This is a genomic window from Aestuariivirga litoralis, from assembly GCF_015714715.1.
GTDB classification, from domain to species: Bacteria; Pseudomonadota; Alphaproteobacteria; order Rhizobiales; family Aestuariivirgaceae; genus Aestuariivirga; species Aestuariivirga litoralis_A.
The window spans coordinates 1,526,613-1,549,374 of sequence record NZ_WAHS01000001.1; the positions used below are offsets into that span (position 1 = coordinate 1,526,613).

21 protein-coding genes are annotated in these 22,762 nt (G+C 59.1%); 11 read left to right on the forward strand and 10 right to left on the reverse strand.

The genetic code is table 11. The features are described 5' to 3' along the window. The first annotated feature begins 144 nt into the window (after positions 1 to 144). The 7 genes from F8B91_RS07855 (at position 145) to F8B91_RS07885 (ending at position 7,968) form a co-directional block, all read left to right on the forward strand. Entirely contained in the window at positions 145 to 618 is a 474-nt protein-coding gene (locus tag F8B91_RS07855; RefSeq protein WP_196503158.1) for a hypothetical protein, read from the forward strand. Positions 619 to 1,014: 396 nt separating this feature from the next. Then, positions 1,015 to 1,896 carry a hypothetical protein gene (locus F8B91_RS07860; RefSeq protein ID WP_196503159.1) on the forward strand — a complete coding sequence of 294 codons (882 nt, stop codon included), beginning with the start codon at positions 1,015 to 1,017 and terminating at the stop codon, positions 1,894 to 1,896. 94 nt (positions 1,897 to 1,990) lie between these two features. After that, the gene (locus F8B91_RS07865; protein ID WP_196503160.1) at positions 1,991 to 2,491 is read left to right on the forward strand and encodes an NAD(P)H-dependent oxidoreductase subunit E; all 501 of its coding nucleotides are present in this window, start codon (positions 1,991 to 1,993) and stop codon (positions 2,489 to 2,491) included. Beyond that, positions 2,488 to 4,044 carry a formate dehydrogenase beta subunit gene (locus tag F8B91_RS07870; protein ID WP_196503161.1) on the forward strand — a complete coding sequence of 519 codons (1,557 nt, stop codon included), beginning with the start codon at positions 2,488 to 2,490 and terminating at the stop codon, positions 4,042 to 4,044. The genes F8B91_RS07865 and F8B91_RS07870 overlap by 4 nt, the downstream gene beginning before the upstream one ends. Positions 4,045 to 4,053: 9 nt before the next feature. Then, complete coding sequence (gene fdhF / locus F8B91_RS07875; protein WP_196503162.1) at positions 4,054 to 6,918, forward strand: formate dehydrogenase subunit alpha; 2,865 nt, start codon at positions 4,054 to 4,056, stop codon at positions 6,916 to 6,918. Continuing rightward, positions 6,915 to 7,682 carry a formate dehydrogenase accessory sulfurtransferase FdhD gene (gene fdhD, locus F8B91_RS07880; protein WP_196503163.1) on the forward strand — a complete coding sequence of 256 codons (768 nt, stop codon included), beginning with the start codon at positions 6,915 to 6,917 and terminating at the stop codon, positions 7,680 to 7,682. The genes fdhF and fdhD overlap by 4 nt, the downstream gene beginning before the upstream one ends. Before the next feature lies 1 nt (position 7,683). Continuing rightward, positions 7,684 to 7,968 (forward strand): formate dehydrogenase subunit delta, encoded by a 285-nt coding sequence (locus F8B91_RS07885; protein ID WP_196503164.1) that lies wholly within the window; start codon positions 7,684 to 7,686, stop codon positions 7,966 to 7,968. Between the two features lie 4 nt (positions 7,969 to 7,972). Here F8B91_RS07885 and F8B91_RS07890 read toward each other — a convergent pair whose 3' ends face one another. After that, positions 7,973 to 8,431, reverse strand: coding sequence for a YcgN family cysteine cluster protein (locus tag F8B91_RS07890; RefSeq protein WP_196503165.1), 459 nt, complete (start codon positions 8,429 to 8,431; stop codon positions 7,973 to 7,975). A gap of 9 nt (positions 8,432 to 8,440) precedes the next feature. After that, positions 8,441 to 9,835, reverse strand: coding sequence for an MFS transporter (locus F8B91_RS07895; RefSeq protein WP_196503166.1), 1,395 nt, complete (start codon positions 9,833 to 9,835; stop codon positions 8,441 to 8,443). 74 nt (positions 9,836 to 9,909) lie between these two features. Between F8B91_RS07895 and F8B91_RS07900 the strand changes: the two genes are divergently transcribed. The 4 genes from F8B91_RS07900 (at position 9,910) to F8B91_RS07915 (ending at position 14,364) form a co-directional block, all read left to right on the forward strand. Then, positions 9,910 to 10,821 (forward strand): LysR family transcriptional regulator, encoded by a 912-nt coding sequence (locus F8B91_RS07900; RefSeq protein ID WP_196503167.1) that lies wholly within the window; start codon positions 9,910 to 9,912, stop codon positions 10,819 to 10,821. 93 nt (positions 10,822 to 10,914) lie between these two features. Beyond that, complete coding sequence (locus tag F8B91_RS07905) at positions 10,915 to 13,212, forward strand: transglycosylase domain-containing protein (protein ID WP_196503168.1); 2,298 nt, start codon at positions 10,915 to 10,917, stop codon at positions 13,210 to 13,212. Between the two features lie 52 nt (positions 13,213 to 13,264). Further along, on the forward strand, positions 13,265 to 13,813 hold the full coding sequence (locus tag F8B91_RS07910) for a DUF1214 domain-containing protein (RefSeq protein ID WP_196503169.1): 549 nt from the start codon (positions 13,265 to 13,267) through the stop codon (positions 13,811 to 13,813). After that, positions 13,810 to 14,364 (forward strand): hypothetical protein, encoded by a 555-nt coding sequence (locus tag F8B91_RS07915; protein WP_196503170.1) that lies wholly within the window; start codon positions 13,810 to 13,812, stop codon positions 14,362 to 14,364. Before F8B91_RS07910 ends, F8B91_RS07915 begins: the two co-directional genes overlap by 4 nt. Positions 14,365 to 14,390: 26 nt before the next feature. Here F8B91_RS07915 and F8B91_RS07920 read toward each other — a convergent pair whose 3' ends face one another. The 8 genes from F8B91_RS07920 to F8B91_RS07955 all read right to left on the reverse strand — a co-directional run bounded on the left by F8B91_RS07920 (position 14,391) and on the right by F8B91_RS07955 (position 22,734). Continuing rightward, positions 14,391 to 14,591, reverse strand: a complete 201-nt coding sequence (locus F8B91_RS07920; RefSeq protein ID WP_196503171.1) for a hypothetical protein — start codon at positions 14,589 to 14,591, stop codon at positions 14,391 to 14,393. Between the two features lie 72 nt (positions 14,592 to 14,663). Then, positions 14,664 to 15,008: a DUF1491 family protein gene (locus F8B91_RS07925; protein ID WP_348641726.1), complete on the reverse strand. Its 345-nt coding sequence runs from the start codon at positions 15,006 to 15,008 to the stop codon at positions 14,664 to 14,666. Further along, positions 15,005 to 17,284, reverse strand: coding sequence for an NADP-dependent malic enzyme (locus tag F8B91_RS07930; RefSeq protein WP_196503172.1), 2,280 nt, complete (start codon positions 17,282 to 17,284; stop codon positions 15,005 to 15,007). The genes F8B91_RS07925 and F8B91_RS07930 overlap by 4 nt, the downstream gene beginning before the upstream one ends. Before the next feature lie 91 nt (positions 17,285 to 17,375). Beyond that, complete coding sequence (locus tag F8B91_RS07935) at positions 17,376 to 17,870, reverse strand: sarcosine oxidase subunit gamma (protein ID WP_196503173.1); 495 nt, start codon at positions 17,868 to 17,870, stop codon at positions 17,376 to 17,378. Continuing rightward, entirely contained in the window at positions 17,863 to 20,778 is a 2,916-nt protein-coding gene (locus F8B91_RS07940; protein ID WP_196503174.1) for a 2Fe-2S iron-sulfur cluster-binding protein, read from the reverse strand. Before F8B91_RS07940 ends, F8B91_RS07935 begins: the two co-directional genes overlap by 8 nt. After that, positions 20,775 to 21,233, reverse strand: a complete 459-nt coding sequence (locus tag F8B91_RS07945; protein ID WP_196503175.1) for an endonuclease domain-containing protein — start codon at positions 21,231 to 21,233, stop codon at positions 20,775 to 20,777. The genes F8B91_RS07940 and F8B91_RS07945 overlap by 4 nt, the downstream gene beginning before the upstream one ends. Next, the gene (locus F8B91_RS07950; RefSeq protein WP_196503176.1) at positions 21,233 to 21,478 is read right to left on the reverse strand and encodes a sarcosine oxidase subunit delta; all 246 of its coding nucleotides are present in this window, start codon (positions 21,476 to 21,478) and stop codon (positions 21,233 to 21,235) included. The genes F8B91_RS07945 and F8B91_RS07950 overlap by 1 nt, the downstream gene beginning before the upstream one ends. Beyond that, positions 21,475 to 22,734, reverse strand: a complete 1,260-nt coding sequence (locus tag F8B91_RS07955; protein ID WP_196503177.1) for a sarcosine oxidase subunit beta family protein — start codon at positions 22,732 to 22,734, stop codon at positions 21,475 to 21,477. Before F8B91_RS07955 ends, F8B91_RS07950 begins: the two co-directional genes overlap by 4 nt. Positions 22,735 to 22,762: the final 28 nt, after the last annotated feature.

The window sequence follows — 22,762 nt, forward strand, 5'->3', positions numbered from 1 at the left end:
GCCTCAAATTTGAAATTAACTCGCCATTCATTGTATTGATCAGTTTGGATTGCTGATTCAATCACTTAGCCGTACCACCCACATCGGAACAGGTGGAATGTACTGCCTTTCCGCTATCGACATGATGTTGAAAGGTACAAAAAAATGTCAATCAAGTTTGTTCTCGTGAGTTCGTTTACCCTTGCCCTCATTTCTGGTGGCGAGGCATTTGCCGCTGGATCGTCGGCTGATGCGATCTTCAATGGCCAAGTCGCAGATACCTGCGTTTTGGCTGCAGGCACGGCAGGTACGCTGACCTCCGCTGCTGATTTCAAGAAGCTGTCCAGCTCCAATGCAGGCGGCGCTTCGGCCTCGGTCAATGCCATGGCCACCAGCAGCAATTACACCATCAAGACCATTGCCCCGACTTCGTTCTCGGTCGGCGACAGCTCGAATGTTGCTTTCGCCACCCAATACAATGTGAACGGCGCTACCTCGGCCTATCAGGTGCCAGGGGCCACCGCCACCAAACTCAATGCGGGCAATTCACAGATCGCCGTCAATCTCGATGCAGCAAAAGCTTCCGGAACCTTCCCAGCTGGCACTTACACTGCCACTGTGACGGTCCGGTGTGAATAAGCTTCACACGCTTGCGTGCTTGGCGCTCGTACTCGGGAGCCAAGCCGCCCATGCCCAGTCGGTCACTCCGATGCGTGGTGCGGTGACAAGCTTTGCGGATGAGTTCGCCCTCCGTATCACGGTGGGCAATCCATATCCCCGCGCCGTCGGTTTTGATGTGCGGGTCTATGATGAGAACTTTCAACCCATCGAAGCCATCGTCACTCCCCCAGGCCTCCGGATGCCACCGGATGAAACCACCATGGTCTCCGTGCGCGTGCCGTTCCAAGGCATGCAGCAACGTAAGGTCCGTGTGTGCGCAGAGGGCATGTTTGCGAACGCCAATCAGTCGGGGGTGAGAACACAAGTATGCGGAAGATATCTAGCAAGACATATAGGTCAGTAAGCCAGATTCCTGTGGCACGGCTGAGTTTCGCTGAGCTGCGCGAGTTTATTCGCGCCGAACAGCGGTTCGCCGTCAAGGTGGCATCGATCCTCGCAGCAACGCTTCTCTCGGGGGCCGCTGTGCTGGCGCTTGCCGCCGAGACCAGCGCTGTTGCGAGGGCTGATACAATCACCACGACAACCTCGTCGGTGAACAGTGCGACCTTTGGCATGACCTTGCCTTCCGCCGCGTTGCCCACGGGCCAGGATGAAATCCATTCGTCGGACGGCACATCGTGCCGTTCGGCGGTGGGTGGCAACGGTGCCTATATGGATATGGGCGTGATCGGTGCGCCGCAAAACGACACGACCAATGCAACCGCCGCTGCCTATGGCCGTGTCGTCATTCCGCTGGGCCAAGTGGCGCACCGGCTGGATTGCAGCCAGCTCTACGCTCTGGAAATCGAACGCCTGAAGATGGAAATCCAGCTGGCCCGCATGGGCAATGCTGGTGGCGGCGTCACGCCGGAATCAAAAAATGGCGCCTGGATGCAAGAGGGCTGGAACGATGCGCCGGCCAAAACGACGGCGGTGGCTGCGGCAAATCCTCCGAAGAAGGATCCCGCACTTGCGGGCGCACCACTGACCGCTGTCGCAACGCCAGCTCCGGCAGCGATGGTGAATTCATTCGGCCCGCCGCCGGACAAGAACGGCAAGAAGAAGCCTATCAAGGCCGCTGCAGCCCCGTCTGATCCGATTGTCACCGGGACGCTTGTTTCCGCTGCCCCGCCGGTTGCCAGCAGCCTGGCGATGCCGGGAACGCTCAATCTTCTGCCGCCTGCGAAAATGAATTGGAAGATCGCAACCCAGCCGAGCATCCAGCCCGTTTTTGCCAGTTCGAATGCGCTGTATTGAGTTCGTTAACCACCCGCCACATTGATAAGCCCTGCCTATGGGATGATAGGCCAGCCGTATTGGCATTTTCCCCCGGTTTGGGGCACAATGGGCCATGACACGCAAAGCCCAGCCGAAAGCCCGGCCCATCGAATTGACGCCGGCAGATCAAACTGCCCGCGCAATCGCTCTCCGCTATTCGAATAAAGCCGATGCCCTGCTGGAAATCCTGCATGATCTGCAGGAGGAATTGGGCCATGTGCCGGAAGCCACTTTCCCCGCTATCGCGCAAGCGTTGAACTTGTCGCGTGCTGAAGTTTATGGCGTGGCCACCTTCTATCATGATTTCCATTTGAAGCCGACAGGCACGCACACAATCCAGATCTGCCGTGCCGAAGCCTGCCAGAGTGCCGGCGGCATGGCGGTGATTGAGGCGCTGGAAAAAACCCTCAACATCAAGCTGGGGCAAACCACGCCGGATGGACGGGTGACGCTTGAGGCCGTCTATTGCCTGGGCCTCTGCCCGATGGGCCCGGCTGCTTTGGTGGATGGCAAGCCGAAGGCCGCGATCAAGCCTGATACGGCTGCGTCTCTCGTCGCGGAGCTGGCCTCATGACCAAGATTTTCATTCCGCGCGACATGCTGGCCGTTGCGTTGGGGGCCGATGAAGTGGCAGCTGCCATTGCCGATCAGGCCGCAAAGAAAAACATCAGTGTACAGATCATTCGCAACTCGTCACGCGGCATGGCCTGGCTTGAGCCCTTCGTTGAAATCGAAACGCCGGAAGGCCGCATCGGCTATGGCGGCGTCAAGGTGGCGGATGTGGCTGGTCTTTTCGAGGCCAACTTCCTCAATGGCGGCGCACATGCTTTGGCGCAGGGCCTTGTCGAAGAAATCCCCTACCTGAAGAAGCAGGAGCGCGTGATGTTCGCACGCGCCGGGATCACCGATCCGGTTTCGATCGAAGATTACATTGCCCATGGCGGCTACGAAGGCCTGAAGAAGGCGCTGGCTTTGGGCAGCGCTGACATCGTGAAGGAAGTTCTCGACTCCGGCCTGCGCGGACGTGGCGGTGCGGGCTTTCCCACCGGCCTGAAATGGAAAACCGTTTCCGAGGCCAAGGCCGAACAGAAATATGTCTGCTGCAATGCTGACGAAGGCGACAGCGGCACCTTTGCTGACCGCATGGTGATGGAAGGCGACCCCTTCATGCTGATTGAAGGCATGACGATTGCGGGCCTCGCTGCCGGTTCCACCAAGGGCTTCATCTATTGCCGCTCGGAATATCCTTACGCCATCAGCACGCTGAAGGAAGCGATTGCCATCGCCACCAAGGCAGGCTGGCTCGGAGAAAATATTCAGTCCACGGACAAATCTTTCGTGCTGGAAGTGCGCCGTGGCGCAGGTGCCTATATTTGCGGTGAAGAAACCGCCATGCTGGAAAGCCTGGAAGGCAAGCGCGGCATGGTGCGTGCCAAGCCGCCGATCCCCGCGCTGGAAGGCCTGTTCGGCCAACCGACCATTATCAATAACGTGCTCTCCTTCGCTGCCGTGCCTTACATCATGGCCAAGGGTGCGAAGACCTATGCCGATATGGGCATGGGCCGTTCGCGCGGCACGATGCCCTTCCAATTGGGCGGCAATCTTGAGCGCGGCGGCATTGTCGAAAAGGCTTTCGGCGTGACATTGCGCGAGCTGGTCGAGGATTTCGGCGGCGGGCCATACATGGGCAAGCCGTTGCGCGCCGTTCAGCTGGGCGGGCCCCTCGGTGCCTATGTCAGCGCCGAGCAGCTTGATCTCAAGATGGATTATGAAACGCTGGCGGCCAATGGTGCGATGCTCGGCCATGGCGGCATCGTCGTGTTCGACACCAGCGTGGACATGGCACAGCAGGCGCGTTTCGCGATGGAATTCTGCGCCATTGAATCCTGCGGCAAGTGCACGCCCTGCCGCATCGGCTCGACACGCGGCGTTGAAGTGATCGACAAGATCATCGCGGGCGAGAACCGTGAATACAATGCCGTGCTGCTGGAAGATCTTTGCACCACGATGACCGATGGCTCACTCTGCGCGATGGGCGGCCTGACGCCCATGCCAGTGATGAGCGCCTTCACCAAATTCCCGGAGGACTTCGGTCTTCCGAAACCCAAACGCCTTGCGGCGGAATAGGACAAGACCATGCTGATCAAGGAAATTGATTTCGGTACGCCCAAGTCAGAGTCGACCAAAATGGTCACGCTGGAAATCGATGGCCATGAGGTGACAGTGCCGGAAGGCACGTCGATCATGAGTGCGGCGATGTCGCTGGGCACCAAGATCCCCAAGCTCTGCGCTACGGACTCGGTCAAGGCTTTTGGTTCTTGCCGCCTGTGCCTCGTCGAGGTTGAAGGCCGCAAGGGCACGCCTGCATCCTGCACCACGCCGGTTGCTGCTGGCATCAAAGTGAAAACGCAGAGCGACCGTCTCGCCGGCCTCCGCAAAGGCGTGATGGAGCTTTACATCTCCGACCATCCGCTCGACTGCCTCACCTGTGCGGCCAATGGCGATTGCGAATTGCAGGACATGGCTGGTGCCGTGGGCTTGCGCGATGTGCGCTATGGCTATGAAGGCGACAATCACGTTTTCAAGAAGCGTGAGAATGGCGAAGAGAATTTCCGTTTCAAGGCCAAGGATGAATCCAACCCGTATTTCACTTTCGATCCGGCCAAGTGCATTGTCTGCTCGCGCTGCGTGCGCGCCTGCGAGGAAGTGCAAGGCACATTCGCGCTGACCATTGATGGCCGCGGCTTTGCATCACACGTTTCCGCCGGCATGGATGAAGGCTTCCTTGATTCCGAATGCGTCTCCTGCGGCGCTTGCGTGCAGGCCTGCCCGACCGCCACGCTCACCGAAAAGACCGTGATCGCCAAAGGCCAGCCGGAACATTCCGTCGTCACCACCTGCGCCTATTGCGGCGTGGGCTGCTCCTTCAAAGCCGAAATGAAGGGCGATGAAGTCATCCGCATGGTGCCTTACAAGGATGGCGGCGCCAATGAAGGCCATTCCTGCGTGAAGGGCCGCTTCGCCTGGGGCTACGCCACGCACAAGGACCGCATCACCAAACCAATGGTGCGCGACAAGATTACCGATCCGTGGAAGGAAGTTTCCTGGGAAGAAGCCATCGGCACAGCGGCCACGCGCCTGAAAGCGATCCAGGAAAAATATGGCCGCCAGTCCATCGGCGGCATCACCTCGTCCCGTTGTACCAATGAAGAAGTCTATGTGGTGCAGAAGATGATCCGCACTGCGTTCAAGAACAACAATACCGATACCTGCGCACGTGTGTGCCACTCACCCACCGGTTATGGCCTTTCCAAAACCTTCGGCACGTCTGCTGGCACGCAGGATTTCAAATCGGTCGCCAAGGCTGACGTGATCATGGTGATCGGCGCCAACCCGTCGCAGGGCCATCCGGTTTTTGCCTCGCGCATGAAGAAGCGCATCCGCGCTGGCGCCAAGCTGATCGTGATCGATCCGCGTGAAACCGAAGCGGTGAATGCGCCGCATGTGGCAGCACAATTCCATCTGCCTTTGCAGCCGGGCACCAATGTGGCCATCGTCAATGCGCTGGCGCATGTGATCGTCACGGAAGGATTGCAGAACCAGAAATTCATCGATGAACGTTGTGACCTGACGGAATTCAGCCGCTGGATGGATTTCATCAAGGACCCGCGCCACTCGCCAGAAAATGTGGAAGCACTGACGCGCGTTCCGGCTGAGCGCGTGCGCGGTGCCGCAAGGCTTTATGCCACCGGCGGCAATGGTGCGATCTATTACGGCCTCGGCGTGACCGAGCACAGCCAGGGTTCCACCATGGTGATGGGCATGGCCAATCTGGCGATGCTCACCGGCAATATCGGCCGCGAAGGTGTTGGCGTAAATCCGCTGCGCGGCCAGAACAACGTGCAAGGCTCTTGCGACATGGGCTCGTTCCCGCATGAATTGCCGGGCTACCGCCATGTGTCGGACAATGCCGTGCGCCAGATGTTCGAAGAAGTGTGGAACACGCAGATCGACAATGAACCGGGCCTGCGCATTCCCAACATGTTCAACGCCGCCATTGATGGCAGCTTCCGTGGCATGTTCATTCAAGGTGAAGACATCGCGCAATCTGATCCGAACACGCATCATGTGAACCATGCGCTCGAAAGCCTTGATTGCCTGATCGTGCAGGATCTGTTCCTGAATGAAACCGCAGCCTTCGCGCATGTGTTCTTGCCGGGCACGTCGTTCCTCGAAAAGGATGGCACATTCACCAATGCCGAGCGCCGCATCAACCGCGTGCGCCCGGTCAAGGCGCCGCTGCAAGGCAAGCAGGAATGGCAAGTGGTAAGTGAGCTCGCGCAAGCCATGGGCTATGACATGCGCTACGATGACGCCTCGCAGATCATGGACGAAATCGCCATGCTTACGCCCACATTCGCTGGCGTGTCCTTCGCGCGCCTGGACGAGATGGGTTCGATCCAGTGGCCATGCAATGCCAATGCGCCGGATGGCACGCCCACCATGCATGTCGGCAAATTCGTGCGTGGCCAGGGCCGCTTCATGCTGACCGAATATGTGCCCACGCCGGAAAAGACCAACCGCGACTTCCCGCTGATCCTGACGACGGGGCGCATCCTCTCGCAATATAATGTGGGCGCGCAGACGCGGCGCACTGAAAACGTGGCTTGGCATCCGGAAGACATTCTGGAAATCCACCCGTCCGATGCGGAAATGCGCGGCATCAAGCATGGTTCGATGGTGTCGATTGCCAGCCGCATCGGCGGCACCACCTTGCGCGCCGATGTAACCGAGCGTGTGCCGCCGGGCGTGGTTTATACCACGTTCCATCACCCGGTTTCGGGCGCCAATGTGATCACCACCGAGTTCTCGGATTGGGCCACCAATTGCCCGGAATTCAAGGTGACGGCCGTGCAGGTCAACCCATCCAACCAGCCATCTGAATGGCAGAAGGAATGGGAAGACCGCGAGGAAATGAACAAGCGCGTGGCGGCGGAGTGATTGCGGAAGCATCCATTTCCGCCAGCGGGCTTCTGAACGGCGCAGCCGCAACATGGCTGGTGCCGGAAGAAGTGCCGGTGGCCATTCTGCTCAATTCCAATTCCTATGCCGTGATGATGGCAACGCCTGCGGACCTTGAAGATTTCGCGTTGGGTTTTGTGTTGAGCGAAGGCATCGTGGCGCATCATTCGCATGTGAAGGGCATCCTGCTGTTGCAACAGCCCGAAGGTTACAGTGTTGATGTGGCCATCGATGAGGCTCATCTGCTGCGCGATGCCTATGTGAAGCGCAATATGGAAGGCCGCATAGGTTGCGGCTTGTGCGGCGTGGCCGAACTTTCTGACGCTCTACGCATGCCGCGTGACAAGGTGAAGCCTGTGCCGCTGGCGGCGGCGGCGGTGGCGATGGCGTTTGATGCGCTGCCCGAGCACCAGCCTATGAATGCGGCCAATCATTCGGTGCACGCCGCAGCTTTTTGCTCCGTGGACGGATCAATTCTACTGGCGCGCGAAGATGTGGGCCGGCACAATGCGCTGGACAAGGTGATCGGCGCCATGGCGCGCAAGGCCCAAGTGCCGGATGATGGCTTTGTGCTGATGTCGTCGCGCTGTTCGTCGGAACTGGTACAGAAATGTGCTCGCGTGGGCCTCGGCGCCCTCGCCACGCTTTCCGCACCTACCGCTTTTGCTTTATCGCTGGCCAGACAGGCTGGTATCAGTTTGGCCTCGCGCGCGCCGCAGGGCATCATGATGTTTGGAGTTTGAGATGGAACAGCAAGACATGATCCGCATGGCGAACCAGATCGCCAGCTTCTTCAGGGGCTATGGCACCGATGAGGCCAAGAAGGAGATCTCGTCGCATCTCAATAATTTCTGGGAGCCCCGGATGCGCGAACAGTTTTTCAAGCATCTCGACAGCGGTGGTGCTGGTTTTGATCCGCTGGTGCTGGAAGCCGCCAAGCTGGTGCGCAAGCCCGACAATCATAACTCCAACATGCGCGAGCCGGTGGACCACAAATCAGGTCTGCCGATGGAGCCCAAGGAATCTTGAGTCGCTATCTGGCCCTGCGCTTCGCCTTCGGCAGCTTCCACAAATGCTCCACCAGCTCGTCCACACTGATGCCCTTTTCGGAATAGACTTCGCCCGCCACCGAAATTCCAGCTTCGGTCACCGTTTCCTGCCGGCCTGACACCAGCGGGTGCCACCAGGACAGTTCCCTGCCCTCGTTCAAACGCCGGTATGCGCAGGTTTCCGGCAGCCAGCCCAACTCGGCCACGTTCTTTGGCGTCAGCGTCACACAATCGGGCACGCGCTTGGCGCGGTTGGGATAATCCGTACACTGACAGGTTTTAAGATTCAACAGCTTGCAGGCCGTGCGCGTGTACAGAAATTCGCCGGTGTCCTCGTCTTCCAGCTTGTTCAGGCAGCAGCGGCCGCAGCCATCGCACAGGCTTTCCCATTGCGTGCGAGACATTTCGGCCAGCGATGTGGTTTTCCAGAATGGTTCGGACATCACCGCCTTTTAGCGCGGACGGGCAACAAAGAGCAATGTGAGTGCAAGGCCCGCCAGTTGCAGAATTGCCGCAGCGTTAAATCCCAACACAATATGATCGGCCAGAGAATCCGAGAAGGTTGCCGCCAGTGCAACCAGGCTGGCCAGGCCCAGTGTGCCGCCCAATTGATGCGCGGTGTTGACCACGCCAGAGGCCGCGCCCGCGTCAGCCTTGGCAACACCGCTCATGCCAGCCACTGTCAAAGGACCAAGAGCTGCGCCATTGCCAATGCCGAGCAAAAGCATCGGCAGGCCGACATTCCACAGATAGGTGGAATGTGCAGGTTGCTGGCCAAGCCAGAACAGGCCCAGAGCCGCGCAGAGGAAAGCCAAGGCCAGAACGCCACCCGTTCCGATCAGCCGCGTGCCACGCGGGATAAGCAGTGAGGCTACAAAGGTCATCGCAGTCATCGGCAGGAAACCAAGGCCGGCCTGAAACGGCGTCATGCCCATCACCACTTGCATCAGCTGCGTGGCATAAAAGAAGAAGCCCACCATCGCCCCGATGAACATCATGCGCGCCACATAGGAGGCGGTGCGGCTGGAGGAAGCAAACAGGCTCAACGGCAGCAGCGGTGCCTTGGCCCCGGCCTGGCGCAGGAAGAATGCGGCCAGCAGGGCGATCCCTAAAACACATGCACCCCAGGCTTCGATCTGCGCCCAGCCCGTGGCTGAGGACACGATGCCGTAAACCAGGCTACCCATGCCCAAGGTGGAAAGGCCCGCACTCAGCATATCTGGCGCACCCTTGGTGCGCGGTGTTTCAACCAGCAAGCTGCGGCCCGCCCACCAGAGAATGATGCCGACGGGCACGTTGACCAGAAAGCCAACGCGCCAAGAGAGAGCGCCGGCGAAGAAGCCGCCGAGCACCAAGCCCAAGCTGGCACCGATGCCCGCCGTGGCGGCATAGGCTGAGAGCGCCTTGGTGCGCGGCTCGCCTTCGGGGAAATGAATGGTCAGAAGCGCCATCGTAGCGGGTGCCAGAATCGCCGCGCCCACGCCCTGTATGGCACGCGCCACGACCAGCATGGTGCCTGATTGGGCCAGGCCGATCGCCAATGAGGCCAGAGTGAAAATGGCAACGCCGGTGAGATAGACGCGCTTGCGGCCAAACAGGTCCCCCGCCCGCGCGCCCACCATGAGGAAGCCGCCAAAGAATAACGTGTAAGCATTTTGTACCCAGCTAAGGGATGAGGGCGAGAAGCCGAAATCCTTGGCGATGTCCGGCAGGCCAGTGATCACGATGGATGTATCGAGCAAAATCAGCAGGTAAGTGGCCAGAACAATGGTCAGCACCGCCCATTGGCGGTCGGCTTCGGTCTTATCGGTGGAGAACATGGTGTGGGCTACAGCGGCGGTTGTCATGCCCCTATCTAGGCCCACCGGTTCCATGCGATAACGGGCTATAATTGTCATAAGCCTATGAGCAGCATTCATAAATGAAAACGCCTGATTATGCGGCCTTGCAGGCCTTCATGGTGGTGGCGCGCGAGCGCAGCTTCACCCGCGCCGCCGCCCAGCTTGGCATTTCGCAATCCTCGCTCAGCCATACAATCAGGGGGCTGGAAGAGCGCTTGGGCCTTCGCCTTCTGGCTCGCACGACGCGCAGCGTGGCGCCCACAGCAGCGGGCGAGCGATTGCTGGGTTCGCTGCAACCGGCCTTCGCCCAGATCAGTGCCGAGCTGCAATCCCTCAATGCGCTGAAGGATAAGCCCTCCGGCCTCATCCGCATCAGTTGCGGCGAACATGCAGCGCGTTCGGCTCTTTGGCCCCGAATCGAAAAATTCCTGGCGCAAAACCCTGATGTGCAGGTGGAAATCACTGTCGATAACGGCCTCATTGATATCGTGACCGAGAAATTCGATGCCGGCATCCGGCACGGCGAGCTGGTGGCCAAGGACATGATCGCCCTGCCGCTCGGGCCTGAACTGCGCATGCTGCCCGCAGCCTCCCCAGCCTATTTCAAAACCTATCCCAAGCCCAAGCGCCCCGAGGATTTGACCGGGCACGCCTGCATCAATATCCGCCTGCCCACGCTGGGCAATGTCTATGCTTGGGAGTTTGAAAAGGCCGGGCGCAGCGTGAATGTGAAGGTGGAAGGCCCGCTTTTAACCAACAGCGTGGATATCCGCCTGCAGGCGGCTCTTTCAGGGCTGGGCATTGCCTATCTGCCGGCGGATGTTCTGGCAACTTACATCGCCAAGGGAAAGCTGATCCCGGTTCTGGAGGATTGGTGCCCGCCTTATGCCGGCTATCACCTGTATTATCCCAACCGCCGCCAGCCCACCCCAGCTTTTGCCGCTTTTCTGGCGGCGATCAGAGCGCGCCAGGCTTCCATGGAATTGCCCTGATTGGCCCTCAAAAGCGATGCTAACCATTTCGTCTAAGCAACTTGCTTTTGGGTGGTCAGGGGCGATAATCAGCGCCAGAACGGAACATTAGAGTTGAGCCAGCTCCCTACCCGCAACCGCTTTTTCCGCATGATGTGGACGGCCGATGCCTTTATCAGCTCGGCCGTGTTTGAAACCCTGCGCGCGATCAAGTCTGCCTATTGGAGCTATTCTGCCTGGCTTTACCGATGGTTCCGCATTTCCGGCCTGCAGCGTGTGCTGGTTGATCTGATCGACGATGGTTTTACCTTCGGGGTGGTGATCTGTTTTGCGCTTCTGGCCTATGCCGTGCCGCGCGCCCCCGATCCAGCCACCATGCTCAACAATGGCCGCGAATACGCGATCACCTTTACCGACTCGGATGGCAACATCATCGGCCGCCGTGGCATCCGCCAGAATGACAATATTCCGCTGAATGAAATCCCGCCGGTTCTGATCAAGGCGGTGCTGGCCACCGAGGATGCGCGCTTCTACGACCATTTCGGCGTGGACGTGATCGGCACGCTCAGAGCCATGATCCACAACACCCATGGCGGCTCCAAACAGGGTGGTTCGTCGATCACCCAGCAGGTGGTGAAGAACATCCTGCTCACCCCGGAACGCACCATGCAGCGCAAGGTGCATGAAGCCTTTCTTTCGCTGTGGCTGGAAGAGCGTTTCAGCAAGGACCAGATACTCAAGCTCTATCTTGACCGCGCCTATATGGGCGGCGGCACTTATGGTGTGGAAGCAGCCTCACAATTCTATTTCGGCAAATCCGTGCGCGATATCAATCTGCCGGAAGCCGCCGTGCTGGCCGGCTTGTTCAAGGCGCCGACGCAATATGCGCCGCATGCCAACCCTGAAGCCTCGCGCGCCCGCAGCGATGTGGTGCTCTACCGCATGCTGGATGCGGGTGCCATCACCCAGGGCGAGCTGTTGCAGGCAAAGCGCAATCCGGCACAAATCGTCGAACAAAATATTCTGGCCAGCCCGAACTGGTTTCTCGATTTCGCCTACAAGGACACACTTGATGTGCTGAAGCGGCAGAACATCAAGAATGACTATGTGCTCGAGGTGAAGACCACCATCAACACCCGCCTGCAAAACGCCTCGCAGGCCATTCTCAATGATGTGATCGACAATATCGGGCCGGACCGTCTTTTCACCCAGGCCTCATCTGTTACCATGTCGCCGGACGGCGCGGTGCGCCAGATCGTCGGCGGACGTGACTATGAAGACAGCCAGTTCAACCGCGTCACCAATGCCTACCGGCAGACGGGTTCTTCTTTCAAACCATTCGTGTATCTCACCGCCCTTCTCAAGGGCTACACGCCTGAGACCATCGTGATTGATGGCCCGGTCTGCGTTGGCAATTGGTGCGTGCATAATTTCTCGCCCGGCTTCCGCGGTGCGATCAGCCTGAAAACTGCGCTCACCCATTCGATCAATACGATTGCGGTGAAGCTGCTGCTTTATGCAGGCAACAACAACGCCACAGCGGGCCGCAAAAAAGTGGAAGAGACTGCGCGCCTGGTAGGCATCACCGGCAATCTCGATCCCTATGCCACGATGGCGATCGGCACCAGCGCTCTCACCTTGATGGATCTCAGCACCGGCTATGCCACGATCGCCAATGGCGGCAAGCTGGCGCATCCCTATGCTGTCCAGGAAATTCGCCGGCCCGATGGATCGCTGATTTATAATCATGACACCAATGAGAAAGACCTGCCACAAGTGGTGCCCGCCGCGAAAATCGCGCAGCTTGTCACCATGATGCGCAGCGTTGTGACCAGCGGCACCGCGACCGCCGCCGATCTGGGATTTGAGCCCGTCGCCGGCAAGACCGGCACCAATGCCAATTTCCGCGATGCCTGGTTCATGGGCTTCACCGGGCATTATCTCACCGGTGTTTGGGTCGGCAATGATGACAATTCACCGATGGCCAGCTCTAAAGGCCTGGCTGTCACCGGCGGTGTGGTGCCAGCCCCGGCCTGGAAGCGCATCATGAGTGTCGCTGAGTTTGGCCTGAAGCCCATTGGGATTCCCGGTGTGCCACTGGATGGCAGCTATTCAGCGCCGCCCACCTCCATTCCTGATCCGGCTTTGCCAAATGCGGTGGCCGAACAGGCCAGTCCACAGGTGGCATCCAATGATGAAGCCACAGCCCTCGCCGCAACGGCGGATGCGGGCGAGCAGGCTGATACGGATTCCAAGGACATCCTGAACAACATGATTGATATGTTCCAGCCGACGTCTTCAGATACGGCCGCTGCAGCGCCACGCAAGAAGCCCCGCATCAAGCAGGCCCAGGCGCCTGCACCCAAGGCACAGCGCAAGAGCCTGTTTGAATTGCTATTCGGGCGACATTAAAAGTGTTAGCAATATCAACGATGCCACACTGCAGAACGGAACAGCCCCAAAAATGAGGATTTCCTTCGGCCCTGCAGTTCTGGTTGCCGGTGCGGTCGCCGGCTATGTGGCCGGCGTTCAAGCGCTGGGCAAGGCCGGGCAATATTCTGTGGGTGAAGGCGGGCACTGGAAGCAGGAAACCACCAATCCCAAAGATGTCTATCTGATCTATGCGCTCGGTCATTTCCGCAGCCTGGGGCTTCTGCCACCGGGGCACGACACCGCCTATTACACGCGCGATCTTGATGAAGATGGCAATGCGCTACGTTCCACCTGTTCCTATATTCTGAGCGGGCAAGAACCTGCTGCGCGCTGGTGGTCGGTGAATGCCATGCCGGAAGGCACGCCGCAGAAAGCCATATCGCTGACCGCCGCCGATGCCGTGCTGACGGGCGACAAGGAATTGAAGCTGGCAATTTCGCGTCACATGCAACCGGGCAATCTTCTGCAGGTCGAGGATTTCGGGCCGATGCGAGTGACGCTGGTGCTCAATGCCCCCTATCCACCGAAGAAGGATGAGGCCCTGAAGCTGCCCAGCCTGAAGAAAGTCACCTGCGAATGATGGGGCGCCTGTTTTGGCTGATCACGCTGGCCACCACGGGGGCTGCGGTTTACCTGGCGACCGTGCTTTACATGCCGGGCCTGCTGTTTCACCGCACGCTTACCACCCTGACCGAAGGCATGCCGCCCAACAGCTTCTTCATCATGAAGCCCGAGGACCAGACGGCGCTGGTTTCGACGGCGACGAAGAATGACATTGTGGGGCTGTGCCTGGTTGATGTGAACAAGGGCAAGGTGGTGATCTCGGCTTCGGTACCGGCCGGCCTTTGGACCTTCTCGATTTTTGATTCCACCGGGCGGCAGGTTTACGGCATCAATGATGCGGAAGCCGCTTCTGGCGCTTTCACAGTCGAACTGTCACAGGCGCGCAGCGTGCTGCAACAATTGACCAGCAAGAACGAGCAGGAAGACAATGCCATTTCCAATGTGGGCTGGCACGCCGAACTGAGCGACAGCAAGGGCATTGTGGTGGTGTGGGTGCCAGTGGCGGACGGGTTGCGCCGGGCCGAGCTTGAAAACGTGGTGAAAGCCACGCGCTGCGAGCCGAAATAGATTCAGTTGGAGAAGTGGGAAGCGCTCTATTCGAGATCTTCGGCAATCGCCTGATTGTTGCGTGAAGGAAGGCGGCGGTTCTTGACCTTGCTGTCGTCGATCATGTCATCGGTCAAACGCTCGAAACGCACTCCGTGGAAAATCACGATCTCCGCTGCCATGCCGTCAGGCAGCGGCCTGGACTTGCGTCCTTGCTCTCGGCCTTTCAGATAAATCACATTGCTCATGACACTCTCGAACCCGCATATGGTTAGGGCCAAGCTAAAACCCAGGAGGTTAACAAGAGGCTAATGGATTGTTCAAAATGAAGCCGGTTTAAGGCCTGCCAGGCCTTGTTTGTCTTCGATTTCAACCAGCCAGAGATCGGAATCGAATTTTCTTTGCCGTTCAATGTAAGGCGCAAGCTCCGCCCAAGGTTGGGGCTGTTCGAAAACCTGGGTGAAGAGCCGTTCGCCATAATCACTATGCGCAGGCCCTACAGGCGGGGCCAGCAGGTCATAGGTGCCATCGAGATGATTGATGGCCACGAAAACCGCACCGGCCTCATCAGCGCCGCTATGCACCACCGCGCCGAATTTTCCTTCCGCCTGGCAGCGGCGCAAGAGCGCCTCCACCCAGATGCGTGATTTGATATTGGCACTCACTTGCCGGCGCAGGCCTCGGCTACTGCAATCGATGCGAGATTCATCACGCCGCGCGCGGTGACCGAGCCGGTCAGGATATGCGCGGGCTTGGCGGTGCCCAGAAGGATGGGGCCTACAGCAAGTGAATCACCGAATATCTTGATCGCCTGATAGGCCACGTTGGCCGATGCGAGATCAGGCATCACCAACAAGTTCGCTTCACCAGTGAGGGTGGAGGCCGAGAGCTTCTTCTCACGCACTTCTTCCACCAGAGCCGTGTTGAGGCGCATCTCGCCGTCGATCTCCAGTCCCGGTTGCTGGCGGCGGATAATTTCCAGCGCGCCGCGCATGCGGGCAGACACAGGCGTTTCATGGTCACCGAAATCGGAATGGGCGACGAGGGCCACGCGGGCCGTAACGCCGAAGCGGCCGATATGTTCGACGCAGAGCTTCACCGTTTCAGCGATGGCTTCCGCGGAAGGATCAGGCTGCACATGTGTATCCGCCAGGAACACGATGCCGCGCGAAGTGATCATCAGGCTCATTGCGGCGAGCTGTTTCACACCGGGGGCGAAACCCACAATGTCGGTGATGGCGCGCAGCTTGGAGCGGTAATGGCCTTCCAACCCGCAGATCATCGCTTCGGCCTCGCCACGATGCAATGCGAGTGCGGCAATAATCGAATTGTTGGTACGCACCAATGCGCGTGCGGCATCAATGGTCACGCCCTTGCGGCCGGCGATTTCCACATAGGTGGCCACATAGTCACGGTAGCGCGGATCGTCTTCCGGATTGGTGATCTGGAAATCGGTGCCCATCTTGATCGACAGGCCGTAACGCTTGAGGCGCGTCTCGATCACATGCGGGCGGCCCACCAGAATGGGCGTGGCCATCTTTTCCTCGATCAGCGCCTGGGCGGCGCGCAGCACGCGTTCATCCTCACCATCGGCGAAGATCACCCGGCCCGGCGATTTGCGCGCGGCCTGATAGATGCGGCGCATGATGAAGCCGGATTTGAAAACGAAGCGCTGCAGCTTGTCTTCATAGGCGTCCATGTCGGTGATCGGGCGCGTGGCCACGCCGGTTTCCATCGCGGCCTTGGCCACGGCGGGGGCGATGCGCAGGATCAGGCGAGGGTCAAACGGCGAAGGGATCAACTGGTCCTTGCCGAACAAGCGCGCTTCGCCGCCATAGGCGCGGGCCACCACATCTGACGGGGCTTCGCGCGCCAGGCCGGCGATGGCCTCAATTGCCGCGCGCTTCATTTCCTCATTGATGGTGGTCGCGCCCACATCGAGCGCGCCACGGAAAATATAAGGGAAGCACAGAACGTTGTTCACCTGGTTCGGATAATCCGAACGGCCGGTGCAGATGAAGGCATCGGGCCGCAAGGCCATTGCCTCCTCCGGCATGATTTCAGGATTGGGATTGGCCAGAGCCAGGATCAGCGGGTCCTTGGCCAGCTTGGCCACCATGTCGGGCTTCAGCACGCCGGCGGCGGAGAGACCGAGGAACACGTCAGCGTCATGGATCACTTCGGAAAGCACGCGCGCATCGGTCTTCTGCGCGAATTTTTCCTTCCACGGATCCATCAATTTGTTGCGGCCTTCATAGACCACGCCTTCCAGATCAGTGACCCAGATGTTTTCGCGGCTTGCACCGATGGCGATCAACTGGTTGAGGCAGGCTAGTGCGGCGGCCCCCGCACCTGACGCCACGATCTTGACCTTGGCCAGATCCTTGCCGGCCAGCGTGAGCGCATTGGTGACGGCGGCGGCGACGATCACCGCGGTGCCATGCTGGTCATCATGGAAGACCGGGATTTTCATCCGCTCGCGCAGGCGCGCTTCCAGCTCAAAACATTCCGGGGCCTTGATGTCTTCGAGGTTGATGCCGCCGAAAGTGGGCTCCAGTGCCGAGATGGCGAGCACCAGCTCATCCACATTGGTGGGCGAGACTTCGATATCGAACACGTCAATGTCAGCGAATTTTTTGAAGAGGACGGCCTTGCCCTCCATCACCGGCTTTGACGCCAGCGCGCCGATATTGCCGAGGCCCAACACGGCTGTGCCGTTCGACACCACGCCAACCAGATTGGCGCGCGCGGTGTATTTGGCGGCCAGTGATGGATCGGCATGGATGGCTTCGGAAACGGCAGCCACGCCGGGCGAATAGGCCAGTGCCAGGTCGCGCTGGTTGGCCAGAGGCTTGGTCGCCCTAATCTCAAGTTTACCCGGCCTGCCCTGCTCGTGATAGAGAAGGGAACCGCTGCGCACGTCGTTGGATTGTTGAACCATAGACTGTAACCCAAGCCTTTCAGAATCTTGACGAGTCTGTACTTAGCTGAATTGTATGACAAGCGTCAGCCAGTCATACTGCACTGCGGTATCAGAGGCCTTCAGCGGCGTCCGTCAGCCATTCCCACATCGAAAGCGCGAAGGTGCGCATCACGTATATATGGAATGTGTTGGGCTTGACGCAATGGATGGTCACCGGCGTGTGGTGGATGCCGGTCATCACATAGTGTCCGGTGCTGAAGACCGATGGCGAGAAATCCACCGGGGCGCAGGCAAACAGAAGTGCGCGTGCCTTGTCGCCTTCCAGCACAATGCGGGTGCGGCCCGATGACAGCGGTGTGACATAGAGCGATTTTGAATCGACAACCGGGCCGATTGACCAGACCTGATCCTCACTCACCTGCAAAACCGTGCGGCCACCGGAAGACTGCGCGGTTCCGAACTCGAGTTTTACATCCAGTTCGCGTTCCAGGATGCGCTGCGTGGCAGCATATTGGGTGAGCTGCAGCTTCGTACCTTCGGAAAGCGTGAGGCCTTCAATCTCGAAGCGGGCTTCCTTGCCCAGAGGTGATGTTGCTTCAAGCATTGAGCCTGGTTCCCTGCCTGTCGATGAAATGCGGGCTGACGATGCGCAGGCGCACCTGTTCGTCCTTCAACGGGAAGGCCGCGATGATTTCCTCGTTCTCGTGTTTCAAACCTTCCTTGAACAAGCCAAGCGCCACAAAGGTTTGCAGATCGGTGGAATAAGTGACCGAAGTGACATAGCCGCGGCCATGGCCCTTGATCTCATCACCGGCGGCAAACAGAATGGCGCCGCCGCGCAGCTTCTTGTCGGGCTCCAGAAGTTCGAGGCCCACAAGGCTCCAGCGATCAGGTGACATATTGTCTTCACGCTCGCGCAGCACTTCGCCGACGAAGGACTTTTTGTTGGATGCCATCTTGCCGAGGCCCAGATCATCCAGCGTGTTGCGGTGATCGAGTTCCTGACTGGCGACGTGGCCTTTTTCGACGCGCAAGGATGCCAGGGCTTCAAGGCCATAAGGCTTGAGGCCGATGGGCTCGCCCGCTTTCAGGATGCGTTCCCATAGAGCAGGCAGATAATTGGCGGGGCAATGCACTTCATAAGCCAGCTCACCAGAGAAGGAGACGCGCAGGATGCGCAAAGTGACACCTTCAAACTTGATGTCCTTCACGCCCATATAGGGCAGGTTTTCGGTTGAAAGGTTTTCGTGGATGAAGGCCAGTTCCAGCGCACGGCGCGCATTGGGGCCTGCAACCGCAAGGCCACCCCATTCATCGGTGAGCGAGGCGAGGTGCACGTCCAGATCTGGCCAATGCATCTGCAACAGGAATTCCAGCCAGCTCATCACTTCGCCGGCCTGGGCGGTGGTGGTGGTCATATAATATTGCGTATCGGAAATGCGGCTGGTGGTGCCGTCATCCAGTACCAGGCCATCGTCATTCAACATCACGCCATAGCGCGCCTTACCGACGGGCAGTTTGGCGAAACCGTTCACATAAACGCGGTTGAGGAATTCAGCGGCATCCTTGCCCTGAATATCAATCTTGCCGAGGGAGGACACATCGCTGATGCCGACATTGCGGCGCACGAGGTCCATCTCTTTCAGATAAGCTTCTTCGGGCGTGTTGCCGGCCCAATTGTAATACCAGCAGCGCTTCCACAGGCCGGCTTCGATGAACACACCGCCATTCTTTTCGTGCCAGTCATGCAGCGGCGTGCGGCGGGTGGGACGCATATGATGGCCCATGCTGCGGCCAACGATTGCGCCAATGGTGAGTGGCGTGAAAGGCGGACGGAAGGTGGTGGTGCCGACCTTTTCGATGTCGTCATTGCGCAGGTTCGCCATCATGGCCAGCGCGTTGATGTTCGACGTCTTGCCCTGGTCGGTGCCCATGCCCAGCGTGGTGTAACGCTTCAAGTGCTCGACCTGCAGATAGCCTTCATCCTTGGCCTGGGCGATGTCTTTCGCCGTCACGTCATTCTGGAAATCGACGAAGGCCTTCGGAGCCTTGTGGGCGGGCCAGATATTGGAGATAGCATAAGGTCTGTCGGGCGCAATGTCCGGGCGGGCAACGCCGACGGATTTACCATTGCTATTGCCCAGATGCACGATGGCGGCTTTCGCCTGCGCTTCGCCCTGCTCCACCGCGGAGCGCGTTCCAAAATTCCCGGCGCAAGCGCCTGCCGCGAAGTGACCGGCAACCAATTTGCCCGGCACGAAGCTGGTGATGGCTTCATTGTAAACCGGCTTCACGCCCAGATGCGAGGTGAGATGGACGATCGGGTTCCAGCCGCCGCTCATGCCGACCACATCGCATTTCAGAGTGATTTCATGCGGGCCGGAAAGCTCGACGGACTCGACGCTGCTGGTGCCATGCACCTTGGCGATGCCGCTATTGGCGAAAACTACAGCACCTGCCTTGGCGGCCTTGGTGAGAAGGTCGCCTGCGATATCCTTCCGCTCATCCGCCACAAACACGGAAACGCCGTGGGATGCGAGATCAAAAGCTGCATCATAGGCGCTGTCATTGTTTGTGGCGATGACGGCGCGGGTTTGTGGCACGACGGCATAGCGGTTGGCATAGGCGCGCAAGGCCGAGGCCAGCATCACACCGGGGCGGTCATTGTTCTGGAACACCAGCGGGCGCTCAATGGCACCGGTGGCATGAATGATCGTCCGTGCACGGAGCGATTCCAACAGATTATCGCCAATGGTGATGATGGCCTGGCCACCGTCATAGAGGCCGGCCACAGTGGCCTTGGTCAACAAGCGCACATTGGCGGCCTTGCTAAGGGTGGCCACCGATTGTTCGCGCCATAGCAGCAATTTCTCATCGCGCGACGAGAGGATGCTGCCGCCCAGTTCTGAATCCTGTTCGGTTAGAACCACGGTCACGCCTGACTGGGCTGCAGCCAAAGCCGCCGCCAGACCTGCCGGGCCTGAGCCAATCACCAGCACATCACAGAAGCCGTAACGTGAATCATGGCGCTGTGACGTGCCTTGCGGGCCGGTTTTGCCCAGGCCTGCCGCCTTGCGGATGAAGGGCTCATAGAACATCCAGGCCTTCTGGACCGGGCCCATGAAGGTCTTGTAGTAAAAGCCCGCGCCGAAGAGTGGCGAGAACAGCTGATTGATGCCGCCGAAATCAAATGCCGGGCTGGGCCAGGCATTCTGGCTTTTGGCGGTGAGGCCTTCAGTAAGCGGCAATGTTGTGGCGCGGGTGTTGGGCTGCTCAGCGCCATCCTTGCCGATGGTGAACAGCGCATTCGCCTCTTCCACGCCAGCACTCATGATGCCGCGCGGGCGGTGATATTTGAACGAACGCGCATTGAGGATCGCGTTGTTAGCCAGCATGGCAGACGCCAACGTATCGCCGGCAAAGCCTTTCAGCGTGCTGCCATTGTAGCGGAACGAAAGCGTTTGGCCGCGATCAATACGGCCCCCTTCACTGAGACGACGAAACTTGGTCATGGCTGCACCACCTGTTCAGCCCCTCCCCCTTGTGGGGAGGGGTTTGGGGTGGGGATGAGTGCTTGCAGTTCACACTCGATAGCGTGATGCACTCCGGCCGAATTTTTCAGCACGTCGATATTGAAGAACCGCAGGACCTTGAATCCTTCTTTGTTCAGAAATTCTGTTCGCGCCGCGTCCTTCCGCAGGCCCGCATCTTCTGAATGCTGGCTGCCATCCACTTCGATGATCAGCTTGAAATGGTGACTGAGAAAATCTGCGAAATACGGGCCGATTTGTACCTGGCGGCGGAAGTGAGCTTTTGGCCAATCGATGTCGCGCAGGATGTGCCACATTTTTTTTTCGGCATCTGTTGGGGAGTTGCGGAGTTGGCGGGCACGAGCGGCCCCACCCGGCTGCTTCGCAGCCGCCCTCCCCCTGAAGGGGAGGGTCTGGCTTGGAGATGAGGCAGGCATTATTCCACGCCTCCGAGGATTTCATTGGTGGATGTGTCGCGGCGCAGGCGGAACCATTGGCGGCAGCCCAATGTGTGCTGCCAAAATTCCACATGCGGGCCTTTGGGATTGTCGAACACAAACACATAATCGTGCCAAGTCTTCATACCCTTGGCGCCATGCTCAGGGCGCGCCTTCGATGCATCCGAGCCATAGCGGAATTCGCTGACGTCGCGTTCACCACAATGCGGGCAGGGAATTCTCATTGCTTGTATGTCCAGTTGCCGATGCCATGCTCGTCAAGCTCCTTGCCCTTCATCAGGCGGTCGAGCGCGAAGCCGGCATTGAGTTCATGCGGGGCGTTGTTGACAATCGTATGCGCAAAGGTGAGGCCGGAAGCCGGCGTGGCCTTGAAGCCCTGATAGCACCAGCCGCCATTGAGGTAGAGGCCATCTACGGGCGTCGTACAAATGAAGGGCGAGCCATCAGGCGTCATGTCATTGATGCCGCCCCAATGGCGCAACAGACGCATGCGCGCCATGAAGGGCATGAGCGCCACGGCGCATTCCATCACGTCCTTCATTTTGAAATATTGGCCGCGCTGGGTGAAGGTATTGAAGCCATCGAGATGGCCACCGAACACCATGCCGCCCTTGTCGGATTGCGACAGGTAGAACAGTTCCGCACCCCAAGAGATGACGTGATGGACGAGCGGCTTCACCGGCTCAGTCACGAAGGCCTGCAGGATATGGGTTTCGACAGGCAGCTTCATGCCCGCCATCTTGGCCACTTGCGAGGTGTGGCCGGCGACCGCGATGCCCACCTTATCGGCCAGGATCTTGCCGCGCGTGGTTTCCACACCCGTGACCTTGTTGCCGGTTTTCAGGATTTTGGTGACTTCGCAATTCTCAATAATGTGCACGCCCAGTTGCGAGGCGGCACGGGCATAGCCCCAGGCCACCGCGTCATGGCGCACCGTGCCGGCGCGGCGCTGGTGGATCGCGCCATGGATGGGGAAGCGCGCATCCTTCGAGTAATCGAGATAGGGCACTTCCTTCTCAAGCTCGCTGCGGCTCAACAGTTCGGCATCGATGCCATGCAGGCGCATGGTGTTGCCACGGCGGGCGAAGGCATCCATCTGCACGGGCGATACCGCCACCACGATCTGCCCGCGATGCGAGACCATGCAGTTGAAATCCAGCTCGTGGGACAGGCCCTCCCACATCTGCAGCGACTTTTCGAAGAAGGCCGTGTTGGCGCCGAGCATATAGTTGGAGCGGATGATGGTGGTGTTGCGGCCCACATTACCCGAGCCGATATAACCCTTTTCCAGCACCGCGACATTGGTGATGCCGTGGTTCTTCGCCAGGTAATAGGCAGTGGCCAGGCCGTGCCCGCCGCCGCCGATAATGATCACATCATAATTGGGTTTCGGTGTGGGCTTGGCCCAGGCTTCAGGCCAGGGACCAGCGCCACGCGCCGCGTGTTTGAGGATGGAAAATATCGAGTAGCCTTTGGCCATCCGGTTCTTTTAGCGGCAGAATTGTGCA